This is a genomic window from Streptomyces sp. NPDC048211, assembly GCF_043202315.1.
GTDB lineage: Bacteria > Actinomycetota > Actinomycetes > Streptomycetales > Streptomycetaceae > Streptomyces.
In genome coordinates, this window is sequence record NZ_JBIDAD010000007.1 from 15,280 (window position 1) to 37,769 (window position 22,490).

The 22,490-nt window shown below is 72.0% G+C and carries 19 protein-coding genes; 16 read left to right on the forward strand and 3 right to left on the reverse strand.

Translation table 11 applies throughout. From position 1 onward, the window contains the following. Nucleotides 1-6 precede the first annotated feature (6 nt). Nucleotides 7-1,632: a PucR family transcriptional regulator gene (locus ACGFZA_RS24855; RefSeq protein WP_393681986.1), complete on the reverse strand. Its 1,626-nt coding sequence runs from the start codon at nt 1,630-1,632 to the stop codon at nt 7-9. Between the two features lie 673 nt (nt 1,633-2,305). Beyond that, nucleotides 2,306-4,108, reverse strand: coding sequence for a glycoside hydrolase family 15 protein (locus tag ACGFZA_RS24860; protein WP_385287221.1), 1,803 nt, complete (start codon nt 4,106-4,108; stop codon nt 2,306-2,308). Between the two features lie 406 nt (nt 4,109-4,514). On the opposite strand from ACGFZA_RS24860, the gene ACGFZA_RS24865 reads away from it, so the two are divergent. The 14 genes from ACGFZA_RS24865 to ACGFZA_RS24930 all read left to right on the forward strand — a co-directional run bounded on the left by ACGFZA_RS24865 (nt 4,515) and on the right by ACGFZA_RS24930 (nt 20,173). Then, on the forward strand, nt 4,515-6,176 hold the full coding sequence (locus ACGFZA_RS24865; RefSeq protein WP_385287189.1) for a CTP synthase: 1,662 nt from the start codon (nt 4,515-4,517) through the stop codon (nt 6,174-6,176). Between the two features lie 88 nt (nt 6,177-6,264). After that, nucleotides 6,265-6,891: an NUDIX domain-containing protein gene (locus ACGFZA_RS24870; RefSeq protein WP_385287191.1), complete on the forward strand. Its 627-nt coding sequence runs from the start codon at nt 6,265-6,267 to the stop codon at nt 6,889-6,891. Nucleotides 6,892-7,117: 226 nt separating this feature from the next. Further along, on the forward strand, nt 7,118-9,181 hold the full coding sequence (locus tag ACGFZA_RS24875; protein WP_385287193.1) for a tetratricopeptide repeat protein: 2,064 nt from the start codon (nt 7,118-7,120) through the stop codon (nt 9,179-9,181). A 143-nt stretch (nt 9,182-9,324) separates the two neighbouring features. Continuing rightward, nucleotides 9,325-10,440, forward strand: a complete 1,116-nt coding sequence (gene ald, locus ACGFZA_RS24880) for an alanine dehydrogenase (protein ID WP_393682388.1) — start codon at nt 9,325-9,327, stop codon at nt 10,438-10,440. A gap of 368 nt (nt 10,441-10,808) precedes the next feature. Then, nucleotides 10,809-11,927 (forward strand): ParA family protein, encoded by a 1,119-nt coding sequence (locus ACGFZA_RS24885; RefSeq protein ID WP_323177982.1) that lies wholly within the window; start codon nt 10,809-10,811, stop codon nt 11,925-11,927. Further along, a complete protein-coding gene (locus tag ACGFZA_RS24890) occupies nt 11,924-12,526 on the forward strand; it encodes a hypothetical protein (protein ID WP_385287225.1) in 603 nt (200 codons plus the stop codon). Before ACGFZA_RS24885 ends, ACGFZA_RS24890 begins: the two co-directional genes overlap by 4 nt. 110 nt (nt 12,527-12,636) lie before the next feature. Next, nucleotides 12,637-13,851, forward strand: a complete 1,215-nt coding sequence (locus tag ACGFZA_RS24895) for a segregation and condensation protein A (protein ID WP_393681990.1) — start codon at nt 12,637-12,639, stop codon at nt 13,849-13,851. Further along, on the forward strand, nt 13,848-14,495 hold the full coding sequence (gene scpB / locus ACGFZA_RS24900) for an SMC-Scp complex subunit ScpB (RefSeq protein WP_363078178.1): 648 nt from the start codon (nt 13,848-13,850) through the stop codon (nt 14,493-14,495). The genes ACGFZA_RS24895 and scpB overlap by 4 nt, the downstream gene beginning before the upstream one ends. Continuing rightward, nucleotides 14,495-15,685, forward strand: coding sequence for a pseudouridine synthase (locus ACGFZA_RS24905; RefSeq protein WP_385287197.1), 1,191 nt, complete (start codon nt 14,495-14,497; stop codon nt 15,683-15,685). Before scpB ends, ACGFZA_RS24905 begins: the two co-directional genes overlap by 1 nt. A 207-nt stretch (nt 15,686-15,892) precedes the next feature. Further along, nucleotides 15,893-16,546 carry a nicotinamide riboside transporter PnuC gene (gene pnuC, locus ACGFZA_RS24910; RefSeq protein WP_385287199.1) on the forward strand — a complete coding sequence of 218 codons (654 nt, stop codon included), beginning with the start codon at nt 15,893-15,895 and terminating at the stop codon, nt 16,544-16,546. Beyond that, complete coding sequence (locus tag ACGFZA_RS24915; RefSeq protein ID WP_385287201.1) at nt 16,543-17,622, forward strand: AAA family ATPase; 1,080 nt, start codon at nt 16,543-16,545, stop codon at nt 17,620-17,622. The genes pnuC and ACGFZA_RS24915 overlap by 4 nt, the downstream gene beginning before the upstream one ends. Next, nucleotides 17,619-18,356, forward strand: a complete 738-nt coding sequence (locus ACGFZA_RS24920) for an NUDIX domain-containing protein (RefSeq protein ID WP_385287203.1) — start codon at nt 17,619-17,621, stop codon at nt 18,354-18,356. The genes ACGFZA_RS24915 and ACGFZA_RS24920 overlap by 4 nt, the downstream gene beginning before the upstream one ends. Continuing rightward, nucleotides 18,353-19,375, forward strand: a complete 1,023-nt coding sequence (locus tag ACGFZA_RS24925; protein ID WP_385287205.1) for an ADP-ribosylglycohydrolase family protein — start codon at nt 18,353-18,355, stop codon at nt 19,373-19,375. Before ACGFZA_RS24920 ends, ACGFZA_RS24925 begins: the two co-directional genes overlap by 4 nt. A 3-nt stretch (nt 19,376-19,378) precedes the next feature. After that, the gene (locus ACGFZA_RS24930; protein WP_393681995.1) at nt 19,379-20,173 is read left to right on the forward strand and encodes a DNA polymerase beta superfamily protein; all 795 of its coding nucleotides are present in this window, start codon (nt 19,379-19,381) and stop codon (nt 20,171-20,173) included. A gap of 22 nt (nt 20,174-20,195) precedes the next feature. Here the strand turns inward: ACGFZA_RS24930 and ACGFZA_RS24935 are convergent, their stop codons facing one another. Beyond that, a complete protein-coding gene (locus ACGFZA_RS24935) occupies nt 20,196-20,900 on the reverse strand; it encodes a DNA polymerase beta superfamily protein (protein WP_393681997.1) in 705 nt (234 codons plus the stop codon). A 136-nt stretch (nt 20,901-21,036) separates the two neighbouring features. On the opposite strand from ACGFZA_RS24935, the gene aroH reads away from it, so the two are divergent. Both aroH and ACGFZA_RS24945 read left to right on the forward strand, forming a co-directional pair. Then, nucleotides 21,037-21,399, forward strand: a complete 363-nt coding sequence (aroH, locus tag ACGFZA_RS24940; RefSeq protein ID WP_148016041.1) for a chorismate mutase — start codon at nt 21,037-21,039, stop codon at nt 21,397-21,399. Next, a complete protein-coding gene (locus ACGFZA_RS24945) occupies nt 21,396-22,481 on the forward strand; it encodes a prephenate dehydrogenase (RefSeq protein WP_385287212.1) in 1,086 nt (361 codons plus the stop codon). The genes aroH and ACGFZA_RS24945 overlap by 4 nt, the downstream gene beginning before the upstream one ends. Nucleotides 22,482-22,490: the final 9 nt, after the last annotated feature.

Below are 22,490 nucleotides of genomic sequence, written 5' to 3' on the forward strand. Positions count from 1 at the left end.
GGCCGGTCACGTCGCGTGGCGGCGGGCGCGCAGGGCCAGGCTCAGCGCCAGGACGGCCTGCGGGTCGTCCAGATCGGTGCCGAGCAGTTCACCGATGCGGGCCAGCCGGTTGTACAGCGTCTGACGGTTCAGATGCAGTTCGCGCGCCGTCTCCGCCTTGCGGCCGGCATGGGCCAGATATGTCTCCAGCGTCGGCAGCAGCGGCGGGCGCGAGGTGCGGTCGTGATCGCGGAGCGGGCCGATCGCCCGCTCGACGAACGCCGCCAGATCCGGGTGGTCCCGCAGCCGCCACAGCAGCAGATCGATGTCGAGCCGCCGGGCGTCGTACCACGGCCGGTCCCCGAGCCCCTGGGCCGCCGTGGCCGTCTCCGCCGCATGCCGCAGCCCCGCACCGGCCGCCGCCCAGCCGCCCGCCACCCCGACCACCACGACGGGGGGATGGGAACCCGCCCGCTCCAGACCGGCCCGCTCCACCCCGGCCCGCAGCGCCGCGGCGACCCGGTCCGCCACCGCCGTACGCTCCGTCTCCGTACGCAGTCCCAGCAGCAGCGGCACCCGGCCCTCCACCGGTCGCACCCCGAGCAGCACCGGCACTCCCACCGAGGACAACTCCTCCAGGACCGCGCGCGCCAGCAGCGCCCAGTTGCCGGAGGGGGAGAGCTCGGGGGCCAGCCGCATCACCACGGGCAGGAGCGGCATCTCACCCGGCTTGAACCCGAGCACGCGGGCCTGGGCCGGGGCGTCCTCGGGGGCGATCCGGCCCTCCGCGAGGTCGGTGAGGAAGTCACCGCGGCCGCGCGCCGCGAGTTCCTCCTCCTGGCGGGCCTGCATCAGCACCACCGCGAGGATGCCCGCAGCCCGCTCCGCCGCCATCCGGTGTACCGGCACCAGCGGCCCGTCCACCGCCAGCAGGACCAGCCTGGCCCGCACCGAGCCGCTTCCCGGGCCCCCGCCCGGTACATCCACCAGCACCGAGCCGACGGGCGGCGACTCGCGGGCCGCACGGTCCCCCCGCATCCCGTCCCAGACCTGGAGGGGATCGGCGGAGACCGGGCCCGACTCGGTGCCCGCCGCATACAGCAGCTGGCCGTCGGCCGTCTCCAGGAAGACCGGATTGGCCGTGAAGTCCGCCAGGATGCCGAGCACCTGGGGGACCCCGCCGCCACCGAGCAGGGCCTGGGTGCAGCGCCGGTGCACCTCCTCGGCCTGTTGCAGGAGCGCGTAGTGACCGTTGACGATCTCGGTGTGGATCTCCTCCGTCACCGTCACGAACGGCACCTCGCGGTGCAGCTGGACCAGCGGGAGCCCGGCCGTGCGGGCGGCGTCCACGATCGAGGACGGCAGCCTGCTGAAGCGCGGACCGAGCTCCACCACGAGCGCGGCGATGCCGCGGTCGGCCAGCCGGCGGACGAACGCCCGCTGCTCGGCGGGGCGGGTGCCGAGGCCCAGGCCGGTGGTGAGGAGCAGCTCGCCGCCCTTGAGCAGCGACGCGATGTTGGGAACCTCGCCCGCGTGCACCCAGCGCACGGTGCGGCCGAGCCGGTCGGCGCCGGTCACCACCTCGGGGAGTCCGCTGCGCAGCCCGGGCAGCTCAAGGGCTCGCTGCACGGTGATGCCGCCTTGGGTCTCCACTGGCTCTGGCCTCGCGCTTCGCGTCGGTCGGACCGGGCGGTCGCACGGTTTGCGGTCGCCCCTGGTCAGGAAGGTACCGGCCCGGAGCGCCGGAGGCTTCGTCGGGGCCGTGGGCCGTTGACAGGGCCGGAACCCGCCGCGGTCTCGCACTTCCTGCCACCGGTCCGAGCGGGAGGACGCATGGGTGCCGAGGGGAGGAAGAGGTGAGGAAGAGCGGATGATGATGTGCCGCCGTACGGGGACCGCCGGTCACGGCGCGCCCGTGAGGGCGGGGGCGGGGGCCGCACGGGGGACAGGCCGGGCGGCTGCCGGACCGCCGATGGAGGACGGCGAACCGGCCGTCCGCGCCGACTTCACGGCCTGGCCGCGCGCGGGGCTGCTCGTGGGCGCCGACGCGGTGCGGCGGCCCGCCGCGATCCGGCATGGGCCGTCTTCGGCGCCCGGTCCCGGCAACGCCGTCGCGGGGCGGCCCCCGAGCCGCGCGGGGGGCTGCGGGGGAGCGAGTGGTGGCTGCCGCCGGAGCGCCGTGCGGAGGGCGGTCCAGGCGCGGTCCGGCCCACCGCGGCGGGAGTGCGGCACAGGCGCCGGTCACCGGTCCCGGCGTGCTGCGATGCCGGACAGGTGACGCGGGGTGCCGCGGTGAGCCGTCAGGCCCGCCGCGGCACCCCGCCGGTCAGCCCACGTACGCCCCGCTGGCCGTCAGCCGCAGCGCCGTGTCGATCAGCGGCACATGGCTGAAGGCCTGCGGGAAGTTGCCCACCTGGCGCTGGAGCCGCGCGTCCCACTCCTCGGCCAGCAGGCCCAGGTCGTTGCGCAGGGACAGCAGGCGCTCGAAGAGCTGGCGGGCCTCGTCGACCCGGCCGATCATCGCCAGGTCGTCCGCCAGCCAGAACGAACACGCCAGGAACGCGCCCTCGTCGCCCTCCAGGCCGTCCACGCCCGCGTCCTCGCCCGAGGTGGGGTAGCGCAGCACGAAGCCGTCCTCGGTGGACAGCTCCCGCTGGATCGCCTCGATCGTGCCGATGACCCGCTTGTCGTCGGGCGGCAGGAAGCCCATCTGCGGGATCAGCAGCAGGGAGGCGTCCAGCTCCTTCGACCCGTAGGACTGGGTGAAGGTGTTGCGTTCCTTGTCGTAGCCCCGTTGGCAGACGTCGCGGTGGATGTCGTCGCGCAGCTCGCGCCACTTCTCCAGCGGTCCGTCCGTGTCGCCGGACTCGATCAGCTTGATGGTCCGGTCGACCGCGACCCAGGCCATCACCTTGGAGTGCACGAAGTGCCGGCGCGGACCGCGCACCTCCCAGATGCCCTCGTCCGGCTCGTCCCAGTGCTTCTCCAGGTACTCGATCAGCTTGAGCTGGAGACCGGTCGCGTAGTCGTTGCGGGTCAGCCCCGTCATGTGCGCGAGGTGCAGGGCCTCGGTGACCTCCCCGTACACGTCCAGCTGGAGCTGGCCGGCGGCGCCGTTGCCGACCCGGACCGGGCCGGAGTTCTCGTAACCGGGCAGCCACTCCAGTTCGGCCTCGCCGAGCTCCCGCTCGCCCGCGATGCCGTACATGATCTGGAGGTTCTCGGGGTCGCCCGCGACCGCCCGCAGGAGCCACTCGCGCCAGGCACGGGCCTCCTCGCGGTAGCCCGTGCGCAGCAGCGAGGAGAGGGTGATCGCGGCGTCGCGCAGCCAGGTGTAGCGGTAGTCCCAGTTGCGGGAACCGCCGATGTCCTCCGGAAGCGAGGTGGTCGGCGCGGCGACGATGCCTCCGGTCGGCGCGTACGTCAGGGCCTTCAGAGTGATCAGCGAGCGGACCACGGCCTCGCGGTAGGGGCCGTGGTACGTGCACTGGTCGACCCACTCGCGCCAGAAGTCCGCGGTGGCCTCCAGTGAGCCCTCCGGGTCCGGGAGCGCGGGCGGCTCGCGGTGCGAGGGCTGCCAGCTGATGGTGAACGCGATCCGGTCACCGGGGGCGACGGTGAAGTCGGAGTACGTCGTCAGGTTCTCGCCGAAGGTCTCCGCGGTGGTGTCCAGCCAGACCGAGTCCGGGCCGGCGACGGCGACCGTACGGCCGTCCACCTTGTGCACCCACGGAGTGACGCGCCCGTAGCTGAACCGCATGCGCAGCTCCGAGCGCATCGGCACCCGGCCGCTGATTCCCTCGACGATCCTGATCAGCTGCGGCGCGCCGTCACGGGGCGGCATGAAGTCGGTCACTCTGACCGTGCCGCGCGGCGTGTCCCATTCCGATTCCAGGATCAGTGAGTCGCCGCGATAGCGGCGACGATCCGCCGACGGCGGTTCCGCGCCCTCCGCGCGGGCCGGCCCCAGGCGCCAGAAGCCATGCTCCTCGGTGCCCAGCAGTCCCGCGAAGACGGCGTGTGAGTCGAAGCGGGGCAGGCACAGCCAGTCGGCCGTGCCGTCCCGGCAGACCAGGGCGGCGGTCTGCATGTCTCCGATGAGTGCGTAATCCTCGATGCGCCCGGCCACGTGCATCTCCAGTCGAACGGCCATGTCGCCCCGTGGGGCGCTTACTGCGGGTCAAGAGGTCGTTGCAAGGGGTTGATGTGGGGGAACCTGCGAGCTCGTACCTCGCCCGGAGCGAGTGTCCGAGCAGGATACGACGCACCTGGGTGATCCGCGCGACGCTCTTGACAACAGAGCTGAGCCGAACGGGTGGGGCGTGAGAGACATGCGGTGATCCTGTGTGGTGAGTGTGCCGGGAGTGGCCGGAAGCAGGCTCCCCCCGTCGCTGTTACCCTGGTAGCCCGTGGACCGGTGGTCGTCGGCGACAGCAGACGAGGCCCCCGAACCGCAGCGACGGCACCTCCGGATTCTCCGGACGGGTACGCCGGTACGCACCTCACGATCGCGACCACGGGAGCCCCCTTTGGCTATGCAGCCCACATCCACGACGACCAAGCACATCTTCGTCACCGGGGGTGTCGCCTCTTCCCTCGGCAAGGGTCTGACTGCCTCCAGCCTCGGTGCCCTGCTCAAGGCGCGCGGCCTTCGGGTCACCATGCAGAAGCTCGACCCGTACCTGAACGTCGACCCGGGCACGATGAACCCCTTCCAGCACGGCGAGGTGTTCGTCACCAACGACGGCGCCGAGACCGACCTGGACATCGGCCACTACGAGCGTTTCCTCGACGTGGACCTCGACGGTTCCGCCAACGTCACCACCGGCCAGGTCTACTCGCAGGTCATCGCCAAGGAGCGGCGCGGCGAGTACCTCGGTGACACCGTGCAGGTCATCCCGCACATCACCAACGAGATCAAGCACCGCATCCGCCGCATGGCCACCGACGACGTCGACGTCGTCATCACCGAGGTCGGCGGCACGGTCGGCGACATCGAGTCGCTGCCGTTCCTGGAGACCGTCCGCCAGGTCCGCCACGAGGTCGGCCGGGACAACGTCTTCGTCGTGCACATCTCGCTGCTGCCCTACATCGGCCCGTCCGGCGAGCTCAAGACCAAGCCCACCCAGCACTCGGTGGCCGCCCTGCGCAACATCGGTATTCAGCCGGACGCCATCGTGCTCCGCGCCGACCGCGACGTGCCGACCGCCATCAAGCGCAAGATCTCGCTGATGTGCGACGTCGACGAGGCGGCCGTGGTGGCCTGCCCGGACGCCAAGTCGATCTACGACATCCCGAAGGTGCTGCACTCCGAGGGCCTGGACGCCTACGTCGTGCGCAAGCTCGACCTGCCGTTCCGCGACGTCGACTGGACCACCTGGGGCGACCTGCTGGACCGTGTCCACAACCCCGACCACGAGGTCACCGTCGCGCTGGTCGGCAAGTACATCGACCTGCCCGACGCCTACCTCTCGGTCACCGAGGCCATCCGGGCCGGCGGCTTCGCGAACAAGGCCCGGGTCAAGGTCAAGTGGGTCGCGTCCGACGACTGCAAGACCCCGGCCGGTGCCAAGAAGCAGCTCGGCGACGTCGACGCCGTCTGCATCCCCGGCGGCTTCGGCGAGCGCGGCGTCATCGGCAAGGTCGGCGCCATCCAGTACGCCCGCGAGAACAAGGTGCCGCTGCTCGGCCTCTGCCTGGGCCTGCAGTGCATCGTGATCGAGGCGGCGCGCAACCTCGCCGAGATCCCCGACGCCAACTCCACCGAGTTCGACGCCGCCACCGCCCACCCCGTCATCTCGACGATGGAGGAGCAGCTCGCGTACGTCGAGGGCGCGGGCGACCTGGGCGGCACCATGCGGCTCGGCCTGTACCCGGCGAAGCTCGCCGAGGGCTCGCTGGTCCGTGAGGCCTACGACGACCAGCCGTACGTGGACGAGCGTCACCGTCACCGCTACGAGGTCAACAACGCGTACCGCGCCGAACTGGAGAAGAAGGCCGGACTGGTCTTCTCCGGTACCTCCCCGGACAACAAGCTCGTCGAGTACGTCGAGTACCCGCGCGAGGTCCACCCCTACCTGGTCGCCACCCAGGCGCACCCGGAGCTGCGCTCCCGCCCGACGCGCCCGCACCCGCTCTTCGCGGGCCTCGTGAAGGCGGCCGTCGCACGCAAGACGGGCACCAAGCCGGGCAAGTGACGGCATCCCCGCAGGCATTACGGTTGACCGGGGTACGCATCCTTCGAGGACGCGTACCCCGGTCACTGTTTTTTGTGGGAGGACGTAGATGGGTTTCCAGGACACGCCCGAGGAATGGCCGGTCACCGCGACCGAGACTCCGTTCCGGGGCAACAAGACCAGCGTCCGCACCGACGACGTGGAGATGCCCGACGGCACGATCGCGCGCCGCGACTACCAGGTCCACCCCGGCTCGGTCGCCGTACTGGCGATCGACGACGAGGACCGTGTCCTCGTGCTGCGCCAGTACCGTCATCCGGTGCGCCAGAAGCTGTGGGAGATCCCGGCCGGACTCCTCGACATCCCCGGGGAGAACCCGCTGCACGCCGCGCAGCGCGAGCTCTACGAGGAGGCGTACGTCAAGGCCGAGGACTGGCGGGTGCTGGCCGACATCTACACCACGCCCGGCGGCTGCGACGAAGCTGTACGGATCTTCCTCGCCCGGAACATCTCCGAGGCGGACGGTGAGCGCTTCGAGGTGTCCGAGGAGGAGGCCGACATGGAGCTGGCCCGGGTACCGCTCCAGGACCTCGTGCGGGGTGTCCTCGCCGGTGACCTGCACAACAACTGCCTGGTGGTGGGGGTGCTCTCGCTCGCGGCGGTGCTCGCGGGCGACGGAACCGACTCGCTGCGGCCCGCGGAGGCCCCCTGGCCCGCCCGCCCGTTCGAGGCCTGACGGTCCGTCGGGGAGTGCGGGGGAGATCCGCCGGGAAGTGCGGGGGACGCGCGTGCGACCCCGGTCCGGACACTTCCTCGCGTCCCCCGGTCGGAAAAGATGCTGATCCGATCGGGGGACCTCCCCGCCGCGCTCCACCCGATTCGCCCACTCGCCTGAACTACGCTCGGAACGCCCTGACCGGAGTCCCGGCGGGCGACGCGTGCAGCGAAGTGGAGCGTGGCCCGTGACGGATCAGGCGGTGGACACCAGCGACCCGGCCGAGGCAGCGGGGACCGAGGGGCCGGCCGCCGCCGAACCATCCCGATTCTTCGGGCGCGAGCGCGAGTTGAAGGAACTGCGGGCCGATATCGAACGGGCCGGGCTGGACACCATGGCCGGTCGCAGGAGCGGCCGGGCGCGGGTGCTGCTGATCGCCGGGCGCCCCGGCTCCGGCCGCACCGCACTGGCCGGCGAACTCACCCGCCGGCTGCTCGGCACGGGCGACTACCCCGACGGGCTGATCCGTGTCCGGCTCACCGAACCCGGCGGCACCCCCGTCCCCGCCGAACGCGCCGCGCGCGAACTGCTGCGCGGACTGGACGTGGCCGTACCGCCCGGCGCTGACGCGGACGAACTGTCCGAGATGGTCCGCGAGGCGCTCGCCGTACGCCGCGTCCTGCTCCTGCTCGACGACGCGGCCGACGCCGAGCAGGTCGACCCGCTGCTGCCGGACAACCCGGACTGTCTCGTCGTCGCCACCGCGCAGGGACCGCTGACCGGCATCCCGGGCGTCCGGCCCTGCACCATCGGCGGCCTGGACGCGGGTTCCGCCGTCGAACTGCTCGCCCGTGCGATCGGCCAGGTCAGGATCACCGTCGACCCGCTGACGGCCGAGACCCTGGCGGAGGAGTGCGGCGGGCAGCCCGCCGCTCTGGTCATGATCGGCGGCTGGCTGGCCACCCGCCCGACGGCCTCGGTCGCCGATGTCACCAAGCAGCTGCGGGAGTTGCCGGACGACACCGAGCAGCCCACCGGAGCCCGCCCGCTGGCCCGCGCCTTCCGGCTGGTCCATGACTCGCTGCCGCCGACCGCCGCCCGGATACTGCGGCTGCTCTCCCTCGCCCCGGCCGGGCTCGCCGACGCCCACACCGCCTCCGCGCTCGCCGGCTGTTCCGTCTCGGCGGCCCGGACCACCCTCGACGATTTCGTACGGCTGGGGCTGCTGCGCGGCGACGGGGCCGAGCAGCAGCAGTACGAGGTACCGGGCTGCCTCGCGCCGCTGCTGCGGGCGCTGCTGGAGGACCGGGACCGCCCGGCCGAGATCCAGCTCGCCGGGGCCCGGATGCTGGAGCGCACCGTGCGTCTCCTCCAGTCCTGCCGCGCGGTCACCGAACCCGAAGGCTCCCCGGCCCGGCGCAAGCTCGCCGGGCTGCCGCGCTCGCTGCGGTTCCCCGGCCCCGACGCGGCCGCCGCCTGGCTGCGGACCCGCAGGCCTGCGCTGGTCGCCTCCGCCAGGATCGCCGTCGAGGACGGCGAACTTGACACTCTGGCAAGGCGGTTGGTGGCCGCGCTGGTGCGGGCGCTGGCCGTGCACGAGGGCACCGAGGCGGCCGCGCCGGAGCTCTACGGACTCCACGGTCTGGTGCTGGCCGTCGCGGAGCGGCGCGATCTGCCCCGGGAGCGGGCGGCCGCCCTGCTCAACCTCGCCGATCTCGACGCCGGGACCGGCCGGACCCGCGAGGCGCTGGCCCGCTACCGGGCCGCACTGGACGCCGGGCGGGCCGCGAAGGACCTGTACGCCACCGGCCGCGCCATGGAATCCGTAGGCGGCGCCTACGCGGAGCTGGGTGACTTCCACCGGGCCTCCGACTGGTACGGGCGGGCGCTCGCCCAGCGGCTCACCCAGGGCGAGCGGGCCGACGAGGCGCGGCTCTACGGGCGGCTCGGCACCGTCCACACCTACGCCGGACGGTACGGCGAGGCGCTGCGGAACTGGCGGGCGGCGGCCGCCGGCTACCGCAGGCTCGGCGATGTGCCCGCCCAGGCGCGGGCGCTCAGCGAGGTGGCCCGGGTCCAGGAGTACGCGGGCCGTCCGCAGGAGTCGCTGCAGACGTGCCGGGAGGCCGTGGAGTGGGCGCGCCAGGCGAAGGACCTGCGCCTGCAGGCCGCGCTGGAGCTCCGGCTGGCCGACACCCTCGACCGCCTCGGCGACCCCGCGGCTGCGGGCCTGCACAGGGGTGCGGCCGAGAGATTGCTGGGCGAGGAGAGCGCAGCCTACGAAATCCGTAGTCCAGTGACAGAAAATTAATGCTTTGTAAGGCTAGACAGCGGGAAGCCCTTCATTAGACTGGCTCTGCCGCGGGTGTTCGCGGTGTCTCCATTTACGCTGTGTCTATCCGGGTATGTATGGCTATGCCCGGATAACCCTCTGAGCCAAGGACCGTGATCGACGTGAAGGTCGGCATCCCCCGCGAAGTCAAGAACAACGAGTTCCGCGTGGCGATCACGCCTGCCGGTGTGCACGAGCTCGTCCGTCACGGCCACCAGGTCGTCGTCGAGGAGAACGCCGGGGCCGGCTCCTCCATCACGGACGAGGAGTACGTCGCCGCCGGGGCGCAGATCCTGCCCACCGCCGACGAGGTCTGGGCCACCGCGGACCTGCTGCTGAAGGTCAAGGAGCCCGTCGCCGAGGAGTACCACCGCCTCCGCAAGGACCAGACCCTCTTCACGTACCTGCACCTCGCCGCCTCCCGCGCGTGCACGGACGCACTCCTGGAGTCCGGCACCACCGCCATCGCCTACGAGACCGTCGAGACCGCGAACCGCGCACTGCCGCTGCTCGCCCCGATGTCCGAGGTCGCGGGCCGGCTGGCCCCGCAGGTCGGCGCGTACCACCTGATGCGTTCGGTCGGCGGGCGCGGCGTGCTGCCCGGCGGCGTGCCCGGCACGGCGGCCGGCAAGGCCGTCGTCATCGGCGGCGGCGTCTCCGGCTGGAACGCCACGCAGATCGCCGTGGGCCTCGGCTTCCACGTCACGCTGCTCGACAAGGACATCAACAAGCTCCGTGAGGCCGACAAGATCTTCGGTACCAAGGTGCAGACCGTCGTCTCCAACGCCTTCGAGCTGGAGAAGGCCGTCATCGACGCCGACCTCGTCGTCGGCGCCGTGCTGATCCCCGGCGCGAAGGCCCCGAAGCTGGTCACCAACGAGCTCGTCGCCAAGATGAAGCCCGGAAGTGTACTTGTCGACATTGCAATTGATCAGGGTGGTTGCTTCGAGGACTCACACCCGACGACGCACGCCGAGCCGACCTTCATGGTTCACGACTCGGTCTTCTACTGCGTCGCGAACATGCCGGGCGCGGTCCCGAACACCTCGACGTACGCCCTCACCAACGCGACGCTGCCCTACATCGTGGAGCTCGCGAACCGTGGCTGGGCCGAGGCGCTGCGCCGTGACGCCGCGCTCGCCAAGGGTCTCAACACCCATGACGGGCAGGTCGTTTACCGTGAGGTGGCCGAGGCGCACGGTCTCGACCACGTCGAACTGAGCACGCTTCTCGGCTGACGGGTCAACGCCCTCCGTCAACCTCACGCGTCCGGCCGGACCTTGCCGAGCAAGGTCCGGCCGGACGCGTGTCGGGCCCCGCGAGGGCCCCGTGCAACTCGCCTCGAACGTAACCCTTTAACCGATTCGTGCACCTGCGAAAAGTGTGCCCGAGGGGCTGCGTGCCCTTGACAGGGGGGTGTTCGATTGCCGACACATCGGGCCGGGTCCGGCGGATTGTGTTGCTGCGGACCGGTGACACGCCATAGAGTCGCCAATCGTCGGCATGGTGCCACGCTGACCTATCGATAAGTTTCCTGGTCACGTCCAAGGAGGTAAGACGACTTGTGAATGAGTCGACATTTACTCCCGGGGGTGTTCATCCAGGGATGCCAGCGCGGGGCCAGAGCCCGAACGGGCTGGAGGCTGTCGGCTCCGTCGCTGTCCGCACCTTCGCCACCCACCAGCACATGACGACAGCCCCCCAGATGATGGACGGCCTACACGTGAACGCCATGGCCGGCAACGAGAGTGGCCGGGACACCGCCCACTTCGCCGACTTCGACGAAGCGCCCCAGGGGCACTTCTACGACCCAGACGCCGAGTACGAGCCCGATCCGGAGTACGCGGCCACCCTCGCGCCCGACGCCGCCCGGCAACGCCGCGAGCGGATCGGCCCGACCGGCCGGCCCCTGCCCTACTTCCCGATCCCGGGGCCGCTGACCGATCACGGTCCCGCGAAGATCATCGCGATGTGCAACCAGAAGGGCGGCGTCGGCAAGACGACGTCGACCATCAACCTGGGTGCCGCGCTCGCTGAGTACGGCCGGCGTGTCCTGCTCGTCGACTTCGACCCGCAGGGAGCCCTGTCGGTCGGCCTCGGTGTCAATCCGATGGAGCTCGACCTCACCGTCTACAACCTGCTCATGGAGCGGGGCATGGCGGCCGACGAGGTCCTCCTGAAGACCGCCGTGCCCAACATGGACCTGCTGCCGAGCAACATCGACCTGTCGGCCGCCGAGGTCCAGCTGGTCAGCGAGGTGGCCCGGGAGTCCACGCTGCAGCGCGCCCTGAAGCCGCTGATGGCCGACTACGACTACATCGTGATCGACTGTCAGCCCTCGCTCGGTCTGCTGACGGTGAACGCCCTGACCGCCGCGCACAAGGTGATAGTGCCGCTCGAGTGCGAGTTCTTCGCGCTGCGCGGTGTGGCACTGCTCACCGAGACCATCGAGAAGGTCCAGGAGCGGCTCAACCCGGAGCTGGAGCTCGACGGCATCCTGGCCACCATGTACGACTCCCGTACGGTGCACAGCCGTGAGGTCCTCGCGCGCGTCGTCGAGGCCTTCGACGACCACGTCTACCACACGGTCATCGGGCGCACGGTCCGCTTCCCGGAGACCACGGTCGCCGGTGAGCCCATCACCACGTACGCCTCCAACTCGGTCGGTGCCGCCGCCTATCGCCAGCTCGCCAGGGAGGTGCTCGCCCGGTGTCACGCCGAGTGAGTCTGCCCGGGGCCGACGAACTGTTCCGTACCACCGGGGGGATGGGGCTGCAGTCCTCGTCCCCCGCGGAGCGGCGGCGCAAGGCGAACGGCGAGGCCCGGGTACCGGCTCCGGCCGGCGAGGGGGATTCCGGGGACGGCGTGCCGGGGGAGGGCTCCGAGCCCTCCGCGGGGGCGGCCCCCACCTCGCAGGAGGAGCACTCCGCGGCGGACACCGACGCCGACACCGGCGGCTCGCGCAGCCGCGGCGGTGAGAACGACCGCGTCGCGGTGGCCGCACAGGCCGGCCGCCGCCCGCAGCCGCCGTCCTCGCAGGAGCCGGTTCCCGCTCCTGTCGTGCAGCAGCAGCGCAGACGGGGCGGCGGGCGCGGCGCGAACCGGCGGCCCAGTGGCCGGGAGCGCCACGACGAGAAGATCACGGTCTACGTCTCCGCCGAGGAGCTGATGGACCTCGAACACGCGCGTCTCGTGCTGCGTGGCGAGCACGGCCTCGCCGTCGACCGCGGACGCATCGTCCGTGAGGCCGTCGCCGTGGTCCTCGCGGACCTGGAGTCGCGGGGCGACGCGAGCATCCTCGTACGGCGGCTGCGCGGCCGCTGAGCGGTGCGGCGCCGGTAGCCTGCCCGGAGGGCGGCCGCCGGCCGAGCGGCGCGGCCCGTCCCCTACGGGCCGCCGCCCGCCGCCCGTGTCCCGTCGCACCCTGGATCTTCATGCCCCCACCCGACCAGCCCGCCCGTACGTCCCGCCGCCCCCTGGGCCGCGGGCCGGGCGGCGGACCCGCGCCCGGCGACGGGGACGGGCCGCCGGCACAGGACGTTGCCGCGGTCCCGGCAGCGGATGAGGCTCTTCCCGGCAAGGCTCCGGTGGCGGTTGGGGCCCTTCCGGACGAGGTTCCGGCAACTGATGAGGTCGGTTCGGACGAGGTTCCGGAAGCCGACGGGATGCCCGGAGCCGCAGATCCCGCTCCCGAGGCGGCTCCCGCTCCCGAGGCCGAGCCCGCTCCGGCCCAAGCCACCGCTCCCGAGACCGGGACCGAGCCCGAGGCTGCTCCAGCCCCCGTCACCGCTCCCGAGGACGGACGCTTCACCGTCCGGCTGGCGAACTTCGAGGGACCGTTCGATCTCCTGCTCCAGCTGATCTCCAAGCACAAGCTGGATGTGACCGAGGTCGCCCTGTCCAAGGTCACCGACGAGTTCATGGCGCACATCCGGGCCATGGGACCGGACTGGGACCTCGACCAGACCACCGAGTTCCTGGTCGTCGCAGCGACCCTCCTGGACCTGAAGGCCGCCCGGCTGCTGCCCGCCGCCGAAGTGGAGGACGAGGGCGACCTGGCGCTCCTGGAGGCCAGGGACCTGCTCTTCGCGCGGCTGCTGCAGTACCGCGCGTACAAGCGCATCGCCGAGATCTTCAGCGCCCGCCTCGAATCGGAGGGCCGCCGCTTCCCCCGTACCGTCGGGCTGGAACCGCACCACGCCGAGCTGCTGCCCGATGTCGTCATCAGCATCGGGGCCGAGGGCTTCGCCCGGCTCGCGGTGAAGGCGATGCAGCCGAAGCCCAGGCCGCAGGTCTACATCGACCACATCCACGCCCCCCTGGTCAGCGTGCGCGAGCAGGCCGGAATCATGGTGGAGCGGCTGCGGACAGCGGGGGAGATCAGCTTCCGGGAGCTGACCGAGGACGCCCCGGACACCCTCACCGTCGTCGCACGGTTCCTGGCCCTGCTGGAGCTCTACCGGGAGAAGGCCGTCGCCCTGGACCAGGACGAGGCGCTCGGCGAGCTCATGGTGCGCTGGGCCGGGGGAGAGGGAGCCGAGCCCACCGTGACGGACGAGTTCGACCAGGAGGCACAGAACGTGCACGAGGGGCAGCAGGACGTGAAGGCGCAGAACGTGCATGACGGGCAGCAGGACGTGACGGCATGAGTGAGCAGGACGTGACCGGCTCCGCGGTCGCAGATCTCGATCTCAAGCCGGCCCTGGAGGCCGTCCTCATGGTCGTCGACGAGCCCGCGACCGAGGAGCACCTGGCCAAGGTGCTGGAGCGGCCCCGGCGGGCCGTCGCGGACGCGCTGCGGGAGCTGGCCGACGAGTACACCGTGCAGCGCAGGGGCTTCGATCTCCGGCTCGTCGCGGGCGGCTGGCGTTTCTACACGCGCCCGGAGTACGCGCCGGCCGTCGAGGGCTTCGTCCTGGACGGCCAGCACGCCCGTCTGACGCAGGCGGCACTGGAGACCCTGGCGGTGGTCGCGTACCGCCAGCCGGTGAGCCGGTCGAGGGTCTCGGCGGTGCGTGGCGTGAACTGTGACGGGGTCATGCGGACCCTGCTGCAGAGGGGTCTGGTCGAGGAAGCGGGCGCGGAACCCGAAACAGGTGCGATCCTGTACAGGACGACGAACTACTTTCTGGAGCGAATGGGCCTGCGTGGCCTGGACGAGCTCCCGGAGCTCGCGCCCTTCCTCCCCGAGGCGGACGCGATCGAGGCTGAGACGCTAGAGGGTGTGCCGTCGTTCGATCCGGACGCACCGGACACCCCGGATACTCACGCACACGACAAGACGGAATTTTGATGCGAAGCAGTGGCAGGAACAGCGGCAGCAGCGGCGCCGGCGGCAGGAGCGGCGGCAACAGCGGCGGCGGCGCCAGGAGCGGCGGCAGCGGCGGCAGGAGCAGCCGGAACAACATCGGCACGGGCCGGAACAGCAACCCGAACCCCCGTACCCCCGGCTCCGGGCGCGACGACAGTCAGGAGCAGCGTCCCCGCCGCCCCCGTCCCGAGGAGCGCCGCTACGACGTCGGTAACGACAAGCCCGGCGGCGACGGCGGCACCCGCAAGGGCCGCGGCGAGTCCGCCCGCGGCGGCGCCAAGGGCGGCCCGAAGGCCGCGTCGAGCGGTTCCAGGGGCGGCGGCCGGCGTGCCCCGTACGGCTCCCCCGCCCGCTCGCGCGAGCTCGACGCCAAGATCGAGCAGCGCAACCGCGACAGGTACGCGGACAAGCCCGAGATCAAGACGCCCAAGACCCACCCGGGCGCCGAGCAGGAGGGCGAGCGGCTGCAGAAGGTCCTCGCCCGGGCCGGCATGGGCTCGCGCCGCGCGTGCGAGGAGCTCATCGAGCAGTCCCGCGTCGAGGTGAACGGCGAGATCGTCGTCGAGCAGGGCATGCGCGTGGACGTGCACCACGACGAGATCAAGGTGGACGGCCTGACCGTCGCCACCCAGTCGTACCTCTTCTTCGCGCTGAACAAGCCGGCCGGTGTCGTCTCCTCCATGGAGGACCCGGACGGCCGTCAGTGCCTCGGCGACTACGTCACCAACCGTGAGACGCGTCTCTTCCACGTCGGCCGGCTGGACACCGAGACCGAGGGCATCATCATGCTCACCAACCACGGCGAGCTGGCCCACCGTCTCACCCACCCGAAGTACGGCGTGAAGAAGACCTACCTCGCCGCGATCCAGGGCCCGCTCCCGCGCGACCTGGGCAAGCGGCTCAAGGACGGCATCCAGCTGGAGGACGGGTACGCCCGCGCCGACCACTTCCGCGTCGTCGAGAACACCGGCAAGAACTACCTCGTCGAGGTGACCCTCCACGAGGGCCGCAAGCACATCGTCCGCCGGATGCTGGCCGAGGCCGGCTTCCCCGTCGAGCGGCTCGTGCGCACGTCGTTCGGGCCGATCCCGCTCGGCGACCAGAAGTCGGGCTGGCTGCGCCGGCTCACCAACACCGAAGTGGGCATGCTGATGCGCGAGGTCGGTCTCTAGGCCACCCCGCCGGGTCCGAAGGCCCCCGGGGTCCGAAGGCCACGCGGCTCGGTCTGTGGACGGCCCGCTCTGTCCGCGGACCACCCCGCACACCGCTCACGGCCCGCGGCCGGTTCCTGTTCTCGATTTTCGAACAGGAACCGGCCGCGGGCCTTTTGCTGCCCCCGTTCCACCTTTATAGTCAGAGTGACCATTAAGGAGGCGGGCGTGAGTCTCGCGGACGTACTCGATCCTCTGCAGCAACCCCTGGTGACGGTGCTGGACACCCCGGTCAGCTGGACCGAGGTGCTGGGCTTCGGCAGCGGGGCGCTGTGCGTCTGGCTCGTGGCCCGCCAGCACCTCGCCAACTGGCCGATCGGCATCGCCAACAACCTGTTCTTCATCCTGCTGTTCGCCCAGTCCGGTCTGTACGCGGACGCGGGCCTCCAGATCGTCTTCATCGCCCTTGCCGCGTACGGCTGGTGGACCTGGACCCACGGGGGTGGACCAGGGGCCGACGGCCTGCCGGTGCGGCACACCGGCCGCACCGAATGGGCCGGGCTGCTCGTGGCAGGGGCGGTGGGGACTCTCTTGCTGACCGTCCTGCTCGACCGGGTCACCGACTCGACCGTGCCGTTCTGGGACGCGCTGACGACCGCCCTGTCGCTCGCCGCGACCTACGGGCAGTGCAGGAAGCTCGTCGAGTCGTGGTGGCTGTGGATCGCCGCCGACGTGGTCTACATCCCGCTGTACGCGTACAAGGAGCTCTATCTGACCTCGCTGCTGTACGCGGGCTTCCTGACGCTGTGCCTGATCGGCCTGCGCAACTGGACACGGGACCTCGCCGTCCGCGCCCCGGAGCCCGTGGAGGCTGTGGCATGAAGCGATTCGCACACGGGCTGGTGCTCGGGAAGTTCTACCCGCCGCACGCCGGCCACCACCACCTAGTCCGTACCGCCCGGGACCGCTGCGAGCGGCTGACCGTGCTGGTCTGCGCCGCCTCGGTGGAATCCGTGCCGCTGGCGGACCGGGTCGCGTGGATGCGGGAGGTGCACCCGGACGTGACGGTGGTGGGCGCCATGGACGACACCCGGATGGACCTCCACGACCCGGCGATCTGGGACGCCCACATGGCCGTCTTCACCGGGGCGGTGCCCGAGCCCGTGGACGCCGTCTTCACCTCGGAGTCGTACGGTGACGAACTCGCCCGGCGCTTCGGCGCCGAGTCCGTCTGCGTGGACCCCGGCCGCACGGTCTTCCCGGTCTCCGGCACCGCCGTCCGCGCGGACCCGGCCGGCTGCTGGGACTACCTCGAACCGCCGGTCCGGGCGGCGCTCACCCGCCGGGTCGTCGTTCTGGGGGCCGAGTCCACCGGCACCACCACCCTGGCCCGCGACCTCGCCGGACACTACCGGCGTCGCGGGGGCATCTGGGCGCACACGGGCTACGTGGCCGAGTACGGGCGGGAGTTCAGCGAGCAGAAGCTCGCCGCGCTGCGTGCCCGGTGGCCCGCTGCCCAGTGGGAGGACGTCTCCTTCACCACACACGACTTCCCCCTCATCGCCGAGACCCAGAACGCCCGTGAGGAGGCCGCGGCACGCACCGGCTCCCCGCTGCTCGTCTGCGACACGGACTCCTTCGCCACGACCGTGTGGCACGAGCGGTACGTCGGCGGACGCAACCCCCTGGTCGAGCGGACGGCCGACCGGGTCGCCCACCACCTGTGGCTGCTCACCGACCACGAGGGCGTGGCCTTCGAGGACGACGGACTGCGCGACGGCGAGGAGCTGCGGCCCTGGATGACCGAGCGCTTCCGGGCCGAACTCACCCGTACCGGACGCACGTTCACCGAGATCACCGGCAGCCGCCAGGACCGCCTGACCGCGGCCGTCACGGCCGTCGACGCCCTGCTCGCCACCGGCTGGGACTTCGCCGCACCCCTCCCGGAGCGACGATGAGCGACACCGCCGCCCCCGAGGGGTACGACCCGCACGCCTTCGAGCCCTTCGCCGTCACCGTCGACCTCGCCGTCTTCACGGTCCGTGAGTCACGCCTGCACGTCCTGCTCGTCGAACGCGGCGAGGACCCGTACAAGGGCCGATGGGCGCTGCCCGGCGGCTTCGTGCTGCCCCGGGAGTCCGCCGGGACCGCGGCCCGCAGGGAGCTGGCCGAGGAGACCGGGCTGACCGAGGACACCGTCTCGGCCCTCCACCTGGAGCAGCTGCGCACCTACACCGACCCGGACCGCGACCCGAGGATGCGGGTCGTGTCCGTCGCCTACGCCGCCCTCGTCCCCGATCTGCCCGAACCGCGCGGCGGCGGCGACGCGGCCAGCGCCCAGTGGTGGGACGCCGGACGGCTCGGCACGCTCGCCTTCGACCACGACCGGATCCTCGCCGACGCCCGCGCCAGGATCGGCGCCAAACTCGAGTACACCTGCCTGGCCACCGCGTTCTGCCCGCCCGAATTCACCCTGGGAGAGCTCCAGCAGGTGTACGAGACGGTCTGGGGCGTCGAGCTGGACCGGCCCAACTTCCGGCGCAAGGTCCTCACCACGCCCGGCTTCGTCCAGGCCGTGGAGGGATCGCCGCGCCGCACCGGCGGGCGGGGAAAACCGGCCGCCCTCCACCGGGCGGGCGCCGCCACCGCGCTGCACCCGCCACTGCTGCGACCGGAAGGAAGAAGCACGTGATCGTGACCAGGACCCTCACCAAACAGGCCGCCACCGGCGCGCTGACCGGGCTCGCGCTCGGCGACGCCCTGGGCTTCCCGACCGAGTTCAACAACGTCCCCTCGATCCTCGCCAAGTGCGGGCCGTGGCGCCAGATGCGGCTGCCGAAGCCCGCGATCGTCACCGACGACACCCAGATGACGCTGGCCCTCGGGCGCGGAATCCGTACCGCCATGGACCGCGGACTGCTCACGCCGCTGCGCCTCGTCCGGCCGGTGCGCGACGAGTTCGTCGACTGGTACCACTCACCCGACAACAACCGCGCCCCCGGCCGCACCTGCATGACCGCCTGCCGGCTGCTCGACAGCGACCGCCTGTGGCAGGAGGCCAGCCAGACCGGATCCAAGGGCTGCGGCGCCAACATGCGTGTCGCGCCCGTCGGACTCGTTCCCGGACTGAGCGAGGAACAGCGCGCCGGAGCCGCCCAGCTCCAGGCGGCCCTCACCCACGGACACCCGACCGCACTCGCCGCCTCGGACCTGATGGCCCGCGCGGTCTACCTGCTGGCGCAGGGCGCCGAGCCGATGGGCCTGATCGGACAGCTGCGCAGCTACGCGTACGAGAACAGCAGCCGCTACCTGACCCGCTGGCTCGGGGACCTCTGGCGCCACGCGGGCGACTCGTCGCCGGAGCTGTACATCCAGCGCGGCTGGGACGAGTGCCTCACCGCCCTGGCCCGCGTCCAGGACGCCCTGCGTCACCCGTCCCCGGAGACCGACCCCTGCGAGAGCACCGGCGACGGCTGGATCGCCGAGGAGGCCCTGGCCACGGCCCTGCACTGCTTCCTGCTCTTCCCCGAGGAACCGGTCACCGCACTGCGCCGCGCCGCCTGCACCCGGGGCGACTCCGACTCGCTCGGCTGCCTGACCGGTGCGCTGGCCGGGGCGCATCTGGGCTCCGCGGCCTGGCCCAAGGAATGGTCGGAGCGGATCGAGTACCGCAGCGACCTCCTGTCCCTGGGGGCGCTCTGGGACGCTTGAGCCATGCCTACGGACACCGCACTCCTCCAGGAGGCCGGGCTGCCGGTCACCGACCTCGGCCCGGTCCTCGCCGGCGAACGCCACCCGCTGCTGTTCGCCACGGTCTCCGGGGCGCACCTGTACGGGTTCCCCTCCCGGGACTCGGATGTGGACCTGCGGGGGGTCCACGTCCTGCCCGCCGGGGACCTCGTCGGGCTCAGGGAGCCCGAGGAGACCCGTTCGCGGATGTGGGACAGCGACGACGGGGTGGAGATGGACCTGGTCACCCACGACCTCCGCAAGTTCGTCCGGCTGATGCTCAAGCCGAACGGCTACGTGCTGGAGCAGCTGCTGTCACCGCTCGTCGTTCACACGAGTGCCCTGCACGCGGAACTGGTGGCCCTCGTCCCGGCCGTCCTCACCCGTAACCACGCCCACCACTACCGGGGATTCGCCAACACCCAGTGGCGGCTCTTCGAGAGGACCGGCGAACTGAAGCCGCTCCTGTACACCTTCCGGGCCCTGCTCACCGGCATCCACCTGATGCGCAGCGGCGAGGTCCTCGCGCATCTGCCGACGCTGCTCACCCGGGTGCCGGCACCGCCGTACCTCCCCGGGCTGATCACGGCCAAGGCCGCGGCCGAACACGGGGGAGCGGACGGGGTGGACGCCGCGGCGGTGGCCCAGGACATCGGGTCGCTGCACCGGGTGCTCGACGGGGCCCAGGAGGACTCGGCGCTTCCGGACGGGGCGAGCGGGTTCGACGCACTGCACGAACTGGTGGTGCGGGCGCGCCTCGCCCACGTCCCGGCAGGCTGAGCCGCGCCGCCCGGGCGCCGCCTCAGCCCGCTGCGGCCGCCAGGGCCGACGCCCGCCGGGCGCGGATCAGGAAGCCCTCGACCCGCGCCCGGTCCGGCTGCGCCGGCAGCGGGGAGCGGGCGGCCGCCTCGTCGTTCTCCTCGGCCAGAGCGGTCATGCGCCGCTCCACCTCCGGCCAGGCGACCTCGCCCCGCTTGACCGTCAGCAACTCCTCCCTGGCCGGCCCCACGTCGATCGTGAGCTCTCCCGTACGCAGCAGATCCCGGCAGCTCGCCAGCAGCCGCAGCAGATGCATGGCGTGCTTCCAGCGCGGCGCCCCGTACTGCCGGACGTCGGCCTCCAGCTTCCGGCGCTGACCCAGCGCGTACCGGACGAAGGTCTGATGGGCCTGCCGGGAAAGGAACGCGTCGCGCAGGGAGAGAAGCTCACGGCCCGTCGCGTCGACCCGCTCCACCAGCGGTGAGTGCAGGCACTCCAGCACATTGGGGTTGGCCCGCAGCGCCAGTTCGCAGAACCGCTCGAGCTCCCACGAGAACTGCTCGTCGGCCGGCCCGTCGATATGGGCAGGAGGCTTGTCGAACCCCCAGAACAGCGGAGTCGGGGCGAGGAACACCCCGCGCCGGTCGGTGTCGCTGCCGTCCGTGGCGAGCCCGAAGGCGCGCGAACCCATCACACAGGAGTAGACCGTGTGGTCGCGGACCAGAACCTCGTCACCGGGGGAGATCATGCGGGGAGGGTACGCGCCCCGGACCGGCACGCGCCGCCGCCGCGTCTCACGGACAGGGCGGCCCGGCAGCGGACGGCGCCGCCCCTCTAGGCTGAAACGCAAGCACAGACCGGCAGGCACAGGCAAGGAGCACGACGTGGCGGTACGAGCGGTCCGCGGAGCCGTCCAGCTGGAGCGGGACGAGGCCGGGCACATGGACGAGCAGGTCAGCGCCCTGCTCACCACCGTCCTGGAGCGCAACAGCCTGGTCGCGGACGATCTGATCAGCATCTGGTTCACGGCCACACCCGATCTGCACTGCGACTTCCCGGCCGCCGCGGCGCGCGGGATCGGTATCGTCGACGTACCGCTGATCTGCGCCCAGGAGCTGGACATCGAAGGAGCCATGCCCCGGGTGGTCCGGATCCTCGCCCACGTCGAGACGTATCTCGCCAAGTCCGAGATCGCCCATGTCTACCTCGGCGCCACCGCCTCCCTCCGCAAGGACATCGCCCAGTGAGAACCGCCGTCGTCATCGGAACGGGCCTCGTCGGCACCTCCGCGGCCCTCGCCCTCGCCGGGCGCGGCATCAAGGTCCACCTCGTCGACCACGACCCGGAGTCGGCCCGCACGGCGGCCGCACTCGGCGCCGGTACGGACGAGCCGCCCGAGGGCCGCGTGGACCTGGCGGTCGTCGCCGTGCCGCCGGCCCACACCGCCACCGTGCTCGCCACCGCCATGCACAGCGGTGTCGCCCGCGGCTACCTCGACGTCGCGAGCGTCAAGGGCGGACCGCGCCGCGAGCTGGAGGCGCTCGGCGTCGACCTCACCCCGTACATCGGTACGCACCCCATGGCCGGCAAGGAGCGCTCCGGCCCGCTCGCCGCCACCGCCGACCTCTTCGAGGGCCGCCCCTGGGTCCTCACTCCCACGCGGGACACCGACACCGAGGTCCTCAACCTCGCGCTGGAGCTGGTCGCGCTCTGCCGGGCCGTCCCGGTCGTCATGGACGCCGACGCCCACGACCGGGCCGTCGCCCTCGTCTCCCACACCCCGCAGCTGATCTCGTCGATGGTCGCCGCCCGGCTGGAGGAGGCCGACGAGACCGCGGTGCGCCTGTGCGGCCAGGGCATCAGGGACGTCACCAGGATCGCGGCCTCCGACCCCCGGATGTGGGTGGAGATCCTGTCCGCCAACCCCGGCCCCGTCGCCGACGTCCTGGCCGGGGTCGCCGCCGACCTCGACGAGACCGTCACCGCGCTGCGCGGCCTCCAGTCCGCCGACGAGGACAAGCGCCGCGCGGGCACCGAGGGCATCCAGGACGTCCTGCGCCGCGGCAACGCCGGCCGGGTCCGGGTGCCGGGGAAGCACGGCGCCGCCCCCTCCTCCTACGAGGTCGTGGCCGTCCTCATCAGCGACCGCCCCGGCGAGCTGGCCGGAATCTTCGCGGACGCGGGCAGGGCCGGGGTCAACGTCGAGGACGTACGGATCGAGCACGCCACCGGCCAGCAGGCGGGCCTCGTCCAGCTCATGGTCGAACCGAGCGCCGCCCCCGCCCTGAGCGCGGCGCTGCGCGAGCGGGGCTGGTCGATCCGGCAGTAGCCCTTGGCA